Annotated in this window: 11 protein-coding genes; 6 read left to right on the top strand and 5 right to left on the bottom strand. The window is 63.3% G+C overall.

What is annotated here, in order from left to right; all coding sequences use genetic code 11:
- On the bottom strand, window positions 1–140 hold a 140-nt coding region (locus JOZ76_RS38170), incomplete at its 3' end, for an IS630 transposase-related protein (RefSeq protein ID WP_366113844.1).
- A 695-nt stretch (window positions 141–835) separates the two neighbouring features.
- On the opposite strand from JOZ76_RS38170, the gene JOZ76_RS08675 reads away from it, so the two are divergent.
- Both JOZ76_RS08675 and JOZ76_RS08680 read left to right on the top strand, forming a co-directional pair.
- Window positions 836–1,330 (top strand): (2Fe-2S)-binding protein, encoded by a 495-nt coding sequence (locus tag JOZ76_RS08675; RefSeq protein ID WP_291698213.1) that lies wholly within the window; start codon window positions 836–838, stop codon window positions 1,328–1,330.
- On the top strand, window positions 1,323–3,761 hold the full coding sequence (locus JOZ76_RS08680) for a xanthine dehydrogenase family protein molybdopterin-binding subunit (RefSeq protein ID WP_291698214.1): 2,439 nt from the start codon (window positions 1,323–1,325) through the stop codon (window positions 3,759–3,761). The genes JOZ76_RS08675 and JOZ76_RS08680 overlap by 8 nt, the downstream gene beginning before the upstream one ends.
- 225 nt (window positions 3,762–3,986) lie before the next feature.
- On the opposite strand, the gene JOZ76_RS08685 is transcribed toward JOZ76_RS08680, so the two are convergent.
- From JOZ76_RS08685 to waaF, 3 genes are all read right to left on the bottom strand, one after another.
- Window positions 3,987–4,544, bottom strand: a complete 558-nt coding sequence (locus JOZ76_RS08685; RefSeq protein WP_291698215.1) for a D-glycero-alpha-D-manno-heptose-1,7-bisphosphate 7-phosphatase — start codon at window positions 4,542–4,544, stop codon at window positions 3,987–3,989.
- A complete protein-coding gene (locus tag JOZ76_RS08690; RefSeq protein WP_291698216.1) occupies window positions 4,531–5,139 on the bottom strand; it encodes a D-sedoheptulose 7-phosphate isomerase in 609 nt (202 codons plus the stop codon). The genes JOZ76_RS08685 and JOZ76_RS08690 overlap by 14 nt, the downstream gene beginning before the upstream one ends.
- Before the next feature lie 72 nt (window positions 5,140–5,211).
- A complete protein-coding gene (gene waaF, locus JOZ76_RS08695; protein WP_291698217.1) occupies window positions 5,212–6,264 on the bottom strand; it encodes a lipopolysaccharide heptosyltransferase II in 1,053 nt (350 codons plus the stop codon).
- 241 nt (window positions 6,265–6,505) lie between these two features.
- Here waaF and rfaD point away from each other — a divergent pair, with 241 nt between their 5' ends.
- The 4 genes from rfaD (at window position 6,506) to JOZ76_RS08715 (ending at window position 12,257) form a co-directional block, all read left to right on the top strand.
- On the top strand, window positions 6,506–7,486 hold the full coding sequence (rfaD, locus tag JOZ76_RS08700; protein WP_291698218.1) for an ADP-glyceromanno-heptose 6-epimerase: 981 nt from the start codon (window positions 6,506–6,508) through the stop codon (window positions 7,484–7,486).
- 20 nt (window positions 7,487–7,506) lie between these two features.
- Window positions 7,507–8,979 (top strand): D-glycero-beta-D-manno-heptose-7-phosphate kinase, encoded by a 1,473-nt coding sequence (gene rfaE1, locus JOZ76_RS08705; protein WP_291698219.1) that lies wholly within the window; start codon window positions 7,507–7,509, stop codon window positions 8,977–8,979.
- On the top strand, window positions 8,976–10,277 hold the full coding sequence (locus JOZ76_RS08710; RefSeq protein ID WP_291698220.1) for an O-antigen ligase family protein: 1,302 nt from the start codon (window positions 8,976–8,978) through the stop codon (window positions 10,275–10,277). Before rfaE1 ends, JOZ76_RS08710 begins: the two co-directional genes overlap by 4 nt.
- A gap of 75 nt (window positions 10,278–10,352) precedes the next feature.
- A complete protein-coding gene (locus JOZ76_RS08715) occupies window positions 10,353–12,257 on the top strand; it encodes an SDR family NAD(P)-dependent oxidoreductase (RefSeq protein WP_291698221.1) in 1,905 nt (634 codons plus the stop codon).
- 1 nt (window position 12,258) lies between these two features.
- Here JOZ76_RS08715 and JOZ76_RS08720 read toward each other — a convergent pair whose 3' ends face one another.
- A complete protein-coding gene (locus JOZ76_RS08720; RefSeq protein ID WP_291698222.1) occupies window positions 12,259–13,275 on the bottom strand; it encodes a glycosyl transferase in 1,017 nt (338 codons plus the stop codon).
- Between the last annotated feature and the right edge of the window lie 190 nt (window positions 13,276–13,465).

The following is a 13,465-nucleotide window of genomic DNA, read 5'->3' on the forward strand; positions in this document are numbered from 1 at the left end:
CGCGTCTCCTCGAACGTTTTCACCCAACGGATCGCGCTTGCGATCCCGACCCGGAAAATCCGCGCCGCCTCGTTCCGCGAAAGACCGTCCTCAACAACGGCCTTGACCACCCGAACGCGAAGAGCCTCCCCATGCGCCATCCCTGCCAGCCTCCTCCCGGCCTTGAGGATGAATCATGTTTCGCCCGATTTGGGAATCCCTCGCGATTCAAATCGTCCCCAACTTGCTCTAGATCAAGACAGTCCTTGGGGGCGCGGACGCCGCACGGCACAACTGTCGAATAATTGGGCGTGCGACTGGAGCGTGTTTAGAGTAGCATTGTCGCGCTCCGGTGGGAGCGGTGACACTGGGGGTGGCCTGTGGGGCCTCGGGATCCCCATGGTTCCAAGGTTGCGAGCAACAGCTGTTGGCGTCGACTCGTCTGCCGCACGCATGTTCGAGGATTCCGTGCGAAGCAGTGCGCTCGATGACCAATCCGGCCTTAGGTCTGAATGGTCCGGGCTCGATCACGGCGGGCGCCATTGGACCGTGGAGTCATGCGCACCTTGCGTCGGCCCCCGGACCAATCGCACATATTTGCTCACAAGCACCTTTGCGGAACCCGCTGAAGGCCAGGGATGTGGTCTCCTTTTGTCCGTCGACGACTTGCTTCTCGACACTGATGCCACAGGCCCGCTCGTGGCTTTCAACGAAAGGGGTTTGCGCAGCGCAGGCCGTCTGCTGCGGGGCCCTGGCGGCAGCGACGACCCAGCGCGCCGACCGACACCATCCGCGAGCGGCGAAAGAAACCGCGTATTGATCAAGCGACCAAGATGACCAAGGGAGGTAATGACCTATGCCTAACCTAACCATTAACGGCCAAAGCTATTTCGCTGATGCGCCACCCGACACCCCACTGCTATGGGTCATCAGGGAGGACCTAAGATTGACCGGCACCAAATACGGCTGTGGTGTTGGCCTATGCGGTTCCTGCACAGTTCACATCGACGGGCACGCGGTTCGCTCCTGTGCCGTCACCGTCGGCTCGGTTGAAGGTGCACTGATCACCACGATCGAGGGGCTGAGCCCGACGGGCCTTCATCCCGTGCAGCAGGCATGGATCGAGCATCAAGTACCGCAATGCGGATACTGCCAGTCCGGTCAAATCATGCAGGCCGCGGCGTTGCTTTCGCAGAACTCCAATCTGAGCGAACAGCAAATCGTGGATGGCATGAACGGCAATCTCTGCCGATGCGCCACCTACTCGCGCATCGTCGGGGCCGTGAGGCGAGCCGCCGAAATCATGAACCGGGCTGCCGAAATCACTCATGAGGGAGCCAGTCATGGTTAGGTCAACAGGCTCCGCAACCACGCGGCGCGAGTTCTTGATTCGCTCAGCCGCAACCGCCGCTGGTGCGTTCCTGAGCATCGGCCTTCCTGCGCTGGGCAGTATCGCCGCAGCACAGCCGATGGCGGGCTTCACTCCGTCAATTTGGTTCACGCTGACCCCGGACGGGAAAGTGACGATGCATATCGTAAAGGCAGAGATGGGCCAACACATCGGCACAGCACTAGCCCAAATCATCGCCGAGGAACTGGAGGTCAAGTGGGAGGATGTTCGTCTCGACTCGCCGCTCGAAAGCGTCGAGAACTTTGCTATCTACGGCCTCGCCTACACCGTTAACAGCGGCAGTGTGACGACCGAGTTCGATCGCCTTTCGCGCGCGGGCGCCGCGGGCCGCATAGCACTGATAGAAGCAGGCGCGCAGGTGCTCGGCGCCAAGGAGTCCGACTGCACGGCATCGAACTCGCGCGTCACCGAAAGCGTGTCAGGACGTTCCGTCAGCTATGGCGAGATCATTCAGAAAGTAAAGATCGATCGCAAGTTCGCATACCCGGAAGATTTCAAGACCATCAAGCTCAAGGCATCGGGCACCTACAACATCGTTGGGAAGTCGATGCCTGCCCTTGACATCCCGACCAAGGTCACCGGCCAGGCCAAATATGGTATCGACGTATTCTTACCGAACATGGTGTACGGCGCGGTGGTCATACCGCGGACTCGCTATGGCTCAAGAGTGGTGAGCATCGACGATTCTGAAGCTCGCAACATTCCGGGATTTGTCAGGGCCGTAAAGGTGGATGACAGCATCGGCAAGTGCACCGGCTGGGTCGTCGCCTTGGCCGAAAGGTTTCCTGCTGCTGTCAAGGCCGCTCAGGCGTTGAAGGTGCAGGTCGATCCCGGACCCTATGCCGGCATCGACACCAGCGTTCTGTTTGAGGAATATTCGCAAACAATCAAGAATGACGCGGCCGGAGCCAATTGGGTGCTCGAAGGTGATATCGACAAATCGCTTGCCGGAGCCGAGAAGGTCCTCGAAATTGAATACACCACCGATATGGTATGTCACGCCACCATGGAGCCGCTCAACGCGACCGTGCATGTGGTCGACGGCGCTTGGCACGTCTATACCGGGACGCAGAGCACGTCTTTCGCCCGGATGACGCTGACCGCCTATCTTTCGAAGGTACTCGGTCAGAAGCCAGAGGAAATCAAGATTTACGTCCACGAAAGCGTCCTAGGCGGCGGCTTCGGCGGCAAGCAGGATTACGATGAGATTCTGGCGGCCGCGTATTGCGCCAAAGAAGTCGGCCGGCCTGTCAAACTCATCCAGACCCGCGAGTCTACTTTTGCCACCAGCTTCCCGCGCACGCCGACCTATCACAAGCTCAAGGCCGGCTTGAAGAACGGCCAGCTCGTGGCCATGGACCACGATATCTGCTGCGGTTGGATGGGGCCGCGCTTCTCGGTTGGCAAGAAATACGGGACCGACTGGCTGCAGCTCGACTCCTGGGACGCCAAGAAAGAAGACATCGACCAATGGTCAATCGGTGGCAGCGACCATTGGTACGACATCGAAAACCGGCGCGTTCGCGCTTTTGACAGCGACCGTACGACTTGGGCAGTGCAGGCCAGCGCGCTGCGTACGGTCTCAAATTCGTACAACATGTTCGTGGTCGAATCGTTCATGGACGAGGTTGCGCACGCGCTCAACCGCGATCCACTGGAATTCCGACTAGCCCTGCTCAACGGCAAAGGTAGTGCCCGGGGCATTCCCAATGCCGGGTACGAGCCGGGCACGCCCTCGGACTACTACATGGACAGGTTGTGGATCTCGTTGCCATGGCCTAACGACAACTCCTGGCCGATGTACCAATCCACCACGGTGGGTGGGGCGTTGCGACTTGCCAATTGCCTGCGAGTTGCCGCCGGAAGAGCAGGCTGGCGTGCGAAGAAGTTGTCACCCAACACCGGAATGGGCATTGCCGTCTCTTCGGCGGAGGAGCGACAAAGCCCGACCTGGGTTGCCGGGATTGCCGAGGTTACGGTTGATCCTCAGGCTGGCACGTACAAGATCAACCGGCTCACAATCGCCATGGATCCGGGAACGGTCATCAATCCGCTTAATGCCAAGTCACAAATCCAAGGTGCAGCTCTCTGGGGATTGAGCCAAGTCATGGCCGAGCGGCTAACCCTCAAGGCCGGCGCTTTCGAACAAAGCAACTTCCATGACTACAGCCCGATCCGCCTAGCGGACGTGCCGCCAATCGATGTCGAACTCATCGATTCGGGCCATCACCCAAGCGGTGTCGGCGAGCCCGCATCCACGGTCGTCGCGCCAGCTGTCGCCAACGCGATCTACGATGCGGTTGGTGTCCGGGTGCGCCACATGCCGATCACGGCTGAGGCAGTTTTGGCGGGGTTAAGGAAGAAGACTTAGCCTGGCAAGGCGTCGCTGCCTCGCCGAGTATCCGTCCCGTGAAGGCCGCGGGTGGCGGGGTTTCATCATCCAACCCGCCACACGTTGCGATGGGACCGCGTCGTCGCGCGACTGGTCGCCGTCTTCCCAAAGCGCTGGATTGCGAAGAGCAGGGGCTTTTGCGACCGCAGGCACGGGGCGGCTAGCGGCGCTCGGCGAAGCCGCGATCCTGCCGCGCCTGCAGAACTACCTTGAGCTGGGATTTTGGCGGGAATTGTCGCAGGCTCGCTTGACAATCTCGGCGACGAAGGCATCGAGATCGCCGCCTGCGAACAGGAAGCCGGGCAGTCCCGCGGCCCGCGCCGCTTCGATGTCGCTGGTGCGGTCGCCGATCACAAAGCTGCCGTCGTGCCGCACCGGCCAGTGCTCCATCAAGTCATGGATCATGCCGGGCGCCGGCTTGCGCCAATGATGGTCTTCGAGATAGCCGGCGACGGTTCCGCCCGGATGATGGGGGCAGTAACGGACGTCATCGATGACGGCGCCCTGGCCCAAAAGCTCGGCACGCATCCAGTCGTGCAATGCGTTGAGCTCGCTTTCCGTAAAGTAGCCGCGGGCAATGCCGGACTGATTGGTGAAAAAGAACACGAAATAGCCGGCCTGGTTGAGCCGGCGGATCGCTTTGGCCACATTCGGCATCCAGCGGATCCGGTCCGACGTTCCCACATAGCCGTCATCGTGGTTGACGACGCCGTCACGGTCCAGGAATGCGGCCGGCCGGAGTGTCAAATCAGGACCGGCCATCGCGTACCGATCCAGGCTCGCGCATCATGGTCTGCTCGATCGCATCGCAGATGCCGTGCGCGAAGGCGATGTGGATCTGCTGAACGATCGGCGTGTCGTCGCTGGGCACCACCAGGAGATGATCGCAATAGGCGGCCATCGGCTCGCCCTGAGTCCCGGTAAAGCCGATGGTGGTGATGCCGAGTTCGCGCGCCGCACGCAACGCTTTCAGAATGCTCGGCGAACGACCCGAGGTTGACAGCGCAAGCAGGATGTCGCCCTCCTGCGCAAGGCCCTCGACCTGGCGCGCGAACACCCACTCGAAACCATAATCATTGGAGATCGCGGTCAGCGCCGAGGTGTCCGTGGTCAGCGCCATCGCCGCATAGCCGGGCCGGTCCTTCTTGTAGCGGCCGACGATCTCGGCTGCGATGTGCTGGGCGTCCGCCGCGCTGCCGCCGTTACCGACCAGCAGGAGCTTGTTGCCGGAATCGAGCGCGGCGATGATGACGTCGGCAATCCTGCGGGCGACGGCGAGCAGCGCAGGATCTTTCGCGGCACGATCGAGTGCCGCAAGCGATTGTCTCAGATGAGTTCCAATCAGGTCCTGACTCACACCCACACCGTCAGCATTGCCGGCAACGGTTGTTGGTAACGATCGCGTCATTTCTAAGCAAGCGGAGCATTGTCATCGGATATTGCCGAGCAACTGTCGCGCGTTTGCAACGACTTCGGCCGCCGGAATGTCTCGCATGCAACGATGCTCATTCATTTTGCAGATGGGGCGATGGCAGGGCTGACAATCGAGACGAGATTGGGTCTGGATTGTTGCCGCAAGTCCGTTGAGTGGTGCCCAGTGATAAGGACTTGTCGGCCCAAAAATGCCCATGGTTGGCGTGCCCAAAGCAGCGGCAATGTGCATCAGTCCGGAGTCATTCGAGATGGCGAGCTGTGCCGCCGCCATCGCCAGGATGCCGTTGCGCAGGTCAGTGCCGGTCAAATCGCGGACGCGCGGTCCGCCTTGCGCCACGATTTCGCGCGCGAGAGCCTTTTCCGCGGTGCCGCCGAGCACCCAGACATCAAAACCCTGCTCGGCCAGCAGACGAGCGGCTTCGCCATAATAGGTCCAGCGCTTCGATGCGCCGACCGATCCCGGCGCGAGCGCGACCGCCGTGCCGCGGCCGAGGCCATTGGTCGCTCGCCAGCGCTCCGCGTCATCATCGGGAACCCGAAGCTGCGGCACCGGCCATTCCGGCGGCAGCGGCGCACCATCGGGCAGGGCCAGTGCCGCATTCTTGTCGATGAAACGGGGCAGCGCCTTCTCGCCCCAGCGCCACTGGTTGATCAGACCGAACCTCGCTTCGCCGACGAAGCCGATCCGCTCCGGGATTCCGGCAAGCGCAGGCGCCAATGCCGATTTCCAGGTCCGGGGCAGCACCAGCGCCGTTGCGTAGCCTCTGGCCCGGATGAGGGCAGCCAGTCCCCATTGTCTGGCGAGCGCGAGGCGGCTGCGCGGCAGATCCCAGACGATCTTGGCGCGAACGCCGGGCATGTAATCCACAAGAGGTGCACAGAGCGAGGTGGTGAGCAGGTCCACCGGGCGATTCGGCCAGCGCTGGTTCAGGACGCGCACCACGGAATGGCCACGAACGAAATCCCCGATCCACATATAGGGGATGATCAGGATCGGCCTGTCATCATCGGCGGAAATCATACCGTCAATTACTGAATCATCGTTCATTCGAAGGCTGCATACGGCATGGGGTGGCTCTATGCCAGTCGGTAACCGCTCCCTGGCACCGGGACAAGCATCATGGCGGCCAAGATACCGGCTCTTCAACTCCACAGGCCGGTCGGGATAAATGGCGGCCGGCTTTGCGTCCGTGCGAGCGCCAGTCTATTGAGGTCGCACAATCCCCGTCACGGGCGTGGCGCTCTGGCGGACTTTTTGGCGGGCCTTCCACAATCAAGGCAGGAACGGAATGTTGCTGGTGACCGGTGGCGCCGGTTTTATCGGATCGAATGTCGTGGCCGCCCTGAACGAAGCCGGCCGTGCCGATGTCGCCGTCTGCGACGCGCTCGGTCATGATGGCAAATGGCGCAATCTCGGCAAGCGCCAGCTCGCCGACATTGTCCCCCCGGCGGAGCTCGCCTGCTGGCTGAAGGGCCGCAGGCTGGATGCGGTTGTCCATCTCGGCGCGATCTCCGAGACCACGGCAAGCGACGGCGATCTCGTGATCGAGACCAATTTCCGCCTCTCGATGCGGCTGCTGGACTGGTGTACGGCCAATTCCACCCCGTTCATCTACGCCTCCTCGGCTGCGACCTATGGCGACGGCGCGCAAGGTTTTGCCGACGATCGGTCGCTGATCGCGCTGAAGATGCTGCGGCCGATGAACCTCTATGGCTGGAGCAAGCATCTGTTCGACATGGCGGTCGCAAGCCGTGTCGAGCGCCGCGAAAAGCTTCCGCCGCAATGGGCGGCCTTAAAGTTCTTCAACGTGTTCGGTCCCAATGAATATCACAAGGGAACCATGATGAGCGTGCTGGCGCGGCGCTTCGACGACATCAAAAGCGAGCGCAGCGTGCAGCTGTTCAAGTCGCATCGCGACGGCATTGCCGACGGCGACCAGCGGCGCGACTTCATCTATGTCGACGACGTGGTGCGGGTGATTCTCTGGCTGCTCGCGGCGCCAAAGGTCTCGGGGCTGTTCAACGTCGGCACGGGGCGGGCGCGCAGCTTCAAGGACCTCATTGTTGCCGCCTATGCGGCGCTCGGCGCAGCCCCTCGCATTGAATATGTCGACATGCCCGAAGCGATCAAAAATTCTTACCAATACTTCACCGAGAGCAAGGTCGATCGGCTGCGCGCCGCCGGCTATAACGGCGGCTTCACGCCGCTCGAGGACGCGGTGGCGCTCTATGTGAAGGACTTTCTCAATTCCGCCGATCCTTACCGGTAACGCAGCAAGACGGACACGTGATGTTTGATTTCGACGCCTTGTCGCAAGCGATCGCCCGCAGGACGGTGCTTTGCGTCGGCGATCTGATGCTCGACGAGTTCGTCTATGGCGAGGTCGCGCGCATCTCGCCGGAGGCGCCGGCGCCGGTTCTCGCCGTCCAGCGCAGCGAAACCAATGTCGGCGGCGCCGGCAATGTCGCGCGCAACATCGCCGCCATCGGCGCGCGCTGCATCTTCGTCGGGCTGATCGGCCAGGACGAGGCTGGCGAGCGGCTGAAGAGCGAGCTCGGCGAGGCGGAGCGGATCGAGAGCATTCTGGTCTGCGATCCCTCCCGGCCGACGACGCGAAAAGTGCGCTTTGTGTCCGAACATTTCTCGACCCATTTGCTGCGCGCCGATTGGGAGCAGGCGCGGCCGGCGACAGGCGGGATCGAGCAGCAGCTGATCGACGCCGTCCTGCCGCAGCTCGCGCGCGCCGATATCGTGCTGCTGTCGGACTACACCAAGGGCGTTCTGACCGCGCGGGTGATCCGCAATGTCATCGATGCGGCGCGGCGGCGCGGCATTCCGGTCATCGTCGATCCCAAAAGCCCGAATCTTGCGATCTATCGCGGCGCGACGCTACTCAAGCCCAATCGCAGGGAATTTGTCGAGGCGACCCGCAGCGCCGCCGATACGGTCGAGGCGATCGCGCATGCGGCGCAGGACGCGATGCAACTCGCCGACTGCGAGGCCATCCTAGTGACCCGCGGCGAGCATGGCATGACGCTGGTGGCGCGGCAGGGCGAGCCGATTCATGTGCCGGCCCATCCGGTCAAGGTGAGCGACCGCTCCGGGCTCGGTGACACCGTTGCGGCGGCGCTGGCGGCGACGCTGGCCACCGGCGCCGACTGGGAGACCGCGCTGCGCATGGCGAGTGCCGCCGCCGCCGTCGCCGTCGGCAAGCCGGGCACGGCCACCGTCACCTCAGTGGAACTGCGGCGCAGGATCCTGCCGCATGCCTATCTGGCGGCGGAAGAGAAGATTGTCGCCGCCGGCGGCGACCTCGACACACCCTTGCGCGAATGGCGCAGGCAGGGGCTGCGCATCGGCTTCACCAATGGCTGCTTCGACATCCTGCATCCCGGCCACGTCAAGGTCCTGACCGCGGCGCGCGCGGCCTGCGACCGCCTGGTCGTCGGGCTGAACAGCAATGCCTCGACACGGCGGCTGAAGGGCGAGGGGCGTCCGGTGCAGGACGAACGGGCGCGCGCCGAAGTGCTCGCGGCGTTGGAGGCGGTCGACCTCGTCGCCATTTTCGAGGAAGACACCCCGATCCGGCTGATCACCGAGATCAAGCCCAACGTGCTGGTGAAGGGTGGCGACTACGTCCGCGAAACGGTGGTCGGCCACGAGATCGTCGAAGCCCACGGCGGCGTGGTGATGCTGGTCGACATCCTGCAAGGCCACAGCACCACACAGCTGGTCGATCGCGCGCGCGGAGGCGGGCAATGACCGCCATCGCCGACAACGCCATGGCCGCCGTGCTGGCGCGGCGATGGCGCGACCCCGCAGCGTGGACCACGACGGTCGACATCTGTGCGATCCTGCTCGCGGCCTCGCTGCCGTGGTCGACATCCCTGGTCGGCATCTTTGCGACCGTGCTGCTGCTGACGCGGCTTCCCTTCCTCGATCTCGCCGCGCTGTGGCGGCTTGCGCGGCGGCCGATCTGCGCGGTGCCGATCGCGCTGTTCGCCCTCGCCGCCATCGGCATGCTGTGGTCGGACGCCGACTGGGCGGCGCGCACCTACGCGGTCAAGCCGGCCGCAAAGCTGCTCTTTCTGCCCATCCTGTTCTATCATTTCCAGCGCTCGGAACGCGGCCTGTGGGTGCTGATCGCGTTCTTGGTGTCGTGCGTGCTGCTCGAGGCGGCATCGTGGCTCGTCGCATTCGCGCCGAGCATGACCATGAAACCCCACGGATTCGAAACGCGCGGCGTCGTTGTGAAGGATTACATCGACCAGAGTCAGGAATTCGCGCTCTGCGCGGTGGCACTGGTCTATCCGGTCATCCAGCTGTTGCGTGCGGGACGAATCTGGCAGGCCGCGCTGCTCGCTGCGATCGCGTTCAGCTTCGTCGCCAACATGGCGTTCGTGATCGTTTCGCGCACCGCGCTGGTGACCATGCCGATCATGGTGGCGGTGTTCGGACTGGTGCATCTGAGATGGCGAACCAATCTGATGATTCTCGCCGGCGTCGCCGCGCTTGGTACCGTGGCCTTTCTCGCCTCACCGCAACTGGAATCGACGGTGACGAGCTTCTCGAGCGACTATCGACAGTACAAGGAAACCGGCCGCGCCACGTCGATCGGCGAGCGGCTGGAGTTTTGGCAGAAGTCGCTTCGCTTCGTGGCCGAGGCGCCGGTGTTCGGCCATGGAACCGGCGCGACCCGCGGCCTGTTCGAAAGGGCCGCCGAGGGGCAGACCGGTGCGGCCGCCGCTGTCATCGGCAATCCCCACAACCAGACGTTGAACGTCGCTGTGCAGTGGGGCCTGCTGGGCGTTGCCACGCTGTACGCGATGTGGCTATGTCATCTGATGCTGTTCCGCGGCGAGGGCCTGGTCAACTGGATCGGGCTGCTAGTGGTGGTCCAGAACATTTTTACGTCGCTGTTCAATTCTCATGTGTTCGATTTTCATGAAGGTTGGATGTACGTGCTCGGCGTCGGCATCGCCGGCGGAATGGCCCTGAAGGCTTTTGCGACCGATAATTCGGCGTCCGTTCAGTCGCTCGGCCATGGCACTGGCCGCTAGCCTGCGCATGTGAGATAACCGATCGATCGACAGGGCCCTCGCAGGCAGGATGGGGCTTCACCGACTGGGCGGCGCATGACGCGTTTATCGCAACTGACCTCGCGCAATCTCCTGATCGCCGTCCACGACACGGCGGCGACGGCGGTCGCGCTATTTGCGGCCTTCTTCGTGCGCTTCGAGGGCGGAGAACTGTTCTGGGACCGGCTGCCGCTGCTCTGGCGCGTGCTGCCCTATTTTCTCGTGCTCAGCGTCGTCGTCTGCTACCTCTTCAAGCTGACCACCACGAAATGGCGGTTCATCTCGCTGCCGGATGCGCTCAACATCGTGCGCGTCGCCACGGTGCTGACGCTGGCGCTCTTGGTGCTGGACTATGTCCTAGTCGCACCGAATTTCCATGGCGCCTTCTTCCTCGGCAAGGCGACCATTGTCCTCTACTGGTTTCTCGAGGTTTTTTGCCTCAGCGCCCTGCGCTTCGCCTACCGCTATTTTCGCTATACGCGGGTGCGCCATCACGCCATGACCGAGGACGCCTCACCGACGCTGCTGGTCGGCCGCGCGGCGGATGCCGAGATCGTGCTGCGCGCAATCGAGAGCGGCGCGGTCAAGCGGATCTGGCCGATCGGCATCCTCTCGCCGTCGATGGCCGATCGCGGCCAGTTGATCCGCAATGTCGCAGTGCTCGGCGGGATGGACGACATCGAGGACGTCGCGGCCGATTTCGCCCGCCGCAACCGGCCGATCGCGCGCGTCGTGATGATGCCGTCTTCGTTCGAGGTCGAGGCGCATCCGGAAACCTTTCTGATGCGGGCACGGCGGCTGCGGCTGATCGTCAGCCGTCTGCCCTCGCTCGAAGGCGGCGACACGCCGCGGCTCGCGCCGGTCGCGGTCGAGGATCTGCTGCTGCGTCCGAGCGAGAAGATCGACTATGCGCGGCTGGAAGCGCTGGTGAAGGGCAAAGCGGTCATTGTCACCGGTGGCGGCGGCTCGATCGGATCGGAGATCTGCCACCGCGTGCTGGCCTTTGGCGCGGCACGGCTCCTGGTCATTGAAAACTCCGAGCCAGCGCTCTACGCCATCACCGAGGCGCTTGCCACTGAGGCAACCGAGGCCACGATCGACGGACGCATCGCCGACATCCGCGACCGCGAGCGGGTCGTGCGGCTGATGGCCGAGTTCAGGCCCGACCTGGTGTTCCACGCCGCGGCGCTGAAGCACGTGCCGATCCTCGAGCGCGACTGGAGCGAAGGCGTCAAGACCAACATTTTTGGATCGATCCACGTCGCGGAAGCTGCGCGCGCCGCGGGCGCCGCCGCGATGGTGATGATCTCGACTGACAAGGCCATCGAGCCGGTCTCCATGCTCGGGCTGACCAAGCGTTTTGCCGAGATGTACTGCCAGGCGCTGGATCACGAGGTGGCGGCGTCCGCGCGAAAGAAGATGCGGCTGATCTCGGTGCGGTTCGGCAATGTGCTCGCATCGAACGGATCGGTGGTGCCGAAATTCAAGGCGCAGATCGAGGCGGGCGGCCCGGTCACCGTGACCCATCCGGACATGGTGCGCTATTTCATGACCATCCGCGAGGCCTGCGATCTTGTGGTGACTGCGGCCACGCACGCGGTCGCGCCCGAACATCCCGATGTTTCGGTCTACGTGCTGAACATGGGCCAGCCGGTGAAGATCGTCGATCTCGCCGAGCGGATGATCCGCCTGTCCGGCCTGCAGCCGGGCTACGACATCGACATCAAGTTCACCGGCATGCGGCCCGGTGAGCGGCTGAACGAGATCCTGTTCGCCAGCGAGGAGCCGACCGTGGACGTCGGCATTGCCGGCATCATGGCGGCAAAGCCCAATGAGCCGTCGATGCTCTCGCTGCAGAAATGGATCGCACTGCTCGAGCAGGCGATCGAAAAAGACGACCCCGGCGCGATCAAGGCGATTTTGCGCGATGCGGTGCCTGAGTTCCGCTCCAGCGCCGCTTGACCTAGCGCGATTGCTTTGTGGAGAAGCGAACGAGTACGAAGGCGACCGCGGCGGTTCCGACGACCAGCGCGAGCCCGTTCACCACAGGTGACGTGAGCTGAATGGAAGCGATCGCAAGCGCCGCGAGCACGCAATTCAGCATGAAGACCCGGCCCACCACATCGGTGACCGCAAGACCGTTGTCGGTCGCGCGTTGGTAGTAGTGGGTGCGGTGCGCCGCCCAGAACGGCTCGCCACTCGCTATCCGGCGCAGCAGCGTCAGCGTCGCATCGGCAAGGTAATATAGCGGCAACAGCAGCGCGGCGATCAGATGATGCTGGTAGGCGAGCGCTAGCAGGCACCAGCCGAGCAACAGCCCGATCGGCAGACTGCCGACATCGCCGAGGAAAACTTTTGCGACCGGACGGTTGAACGGTGAGAAGCCGAGCAGGGCGCCGCAGAGCGTAGCTGCAACGATGGTCGGCAGCACCGGCAGCGCCTCAAGCCAGCCCAGCAAGCTCAATGCAGCGGTGACGGGAACGATTTCGGCCACCGTCATCAGGTCGAGCCCGTCCATGAAATTCACCAGATTGACGAACCAGAGCCCGGCGAGCAGGATCGCCCCGCGCTCCAGTGCGATCGGGACGCTCGGGATCATGCGCAGATCGGACGGCAGCGTCAGCAGGACAAGGCCGATCGCGATGATCTGGAACAGCAGCCGCGGCAGCACCGGAATCGGCCTGATGTCGTCGACGAGGCCGACGATGGCGATCAACAGCACGGCGCCCGTCAAGGTCAGCGGGAACGCAAGGCCGCTGACGGCCTGCCAGATGACCGTAACGAGCAAGGTGGCGCCAATCACCGCAATTCCCGCGCCCTGCGGCGTCGGCAGCTTGTGCGACGACCGCGCATTCGGGCGAGCAAGTGCGTAGCGCTGCAGCAGTGGCCGCAGCACGACGATCAGGCCCGCGCTGACGAGACTGGCCGCAACGACGGCGATGAAGAGATCGAACGCGCTGGGCACGTGTGGTTCAAGCATCCGAACAAGCCGAGATCCGCTCCCAATGATCGTGGCATATCGGGAGTTGACCGCGAGATCAATTGGCCAGCGCCGTTGTGCCGGGTACACAGGTGCGGTGTTGTGTGTTTCGCGGGTGCGCTCCTCGCCGCCTGTCGCCTCGATTACAAGGCGGTGATATGACGTGCGTGCAGCGGCTCCCCGGCGTGGC

This window comes from Bradyrhizobium sp., from assembly GCF_019244115.1.
Lineage (GTDB): Bacteria > Pseudomonadota > Alphaproteobacteria > Rhizobiales > Xanthobacteraceae > Bradyrhizobium.

What these genes read in the sequence shown, in the direction of transcription:
- JOZ76_RS08675 (WP_291698213.1), top strand. Translation starts at nt 836, where the DNA reads ATGCCTAACCTAACCATTAACGGCCAAAGCTATTTCGCTGATGCGCCA.
- JOZ76_RS08680 (WP_291698214.1), top strand. Translation starts at nt 1,323, where the DNA reads ATGGTTAGGTCAACAGGCTCCGCAACCACGCGGCGCGAGTTCTTGATT.
- JOZ76_RS08685 (WP_291698215.1), bottom strand. Translation starts at nt 4,544, where the DNA reads ATGGCCGGTCCTGATTTGACACTCCGGCCGGCCGCATTCCTGGACCGT.
- waaF (WP_291698217.1), bottom strand. Translation starts at nt 6,264, where the DNA reads ATGAACGATGATTCAGTAATTGACGGTATGATTTCCGCCGATGATGAC.
- rfaD (WP_291698218.1), top strand. Translation starts at nt 6,506, where the DNA reads ATGTTGCTGGTGACCGGTGGCGCCGGTTTTATCGGATCGAATGTCGTG.
- rfaE1 (WP_291698219.1), top strand. Translation starts at nt 7,507, where the DNA reads ATGTTTGATTTCGACGCCTTGTCGCAAGCGATCGCCCGCAGGACGGTG.
- JOZ76_RS08710 (WP_291698220.1), top strand. Translation starts at nt 8,976, where the DNA reads ATGACCGCCATCGCCGACAACGCCATGGCCGCCGTGCTGGCGCGGCGA.
- JOZ76_RS08715 (WP_291698221.1), top strand. Translation starts at nt 10,353, where the DNA reads ATGACGCGTTTATCGCAACTGACCTCGCGCAATCTCCTGATCGCCGTC.
- JOZ76_RS08720 (WP_291698222.1), bottom strand. Translation starts at nt 13,275, where the DNA reads ATGCTTGAACCACACGTGCCCAGCGCGTTCGATCTCTTCATCGCCGTC.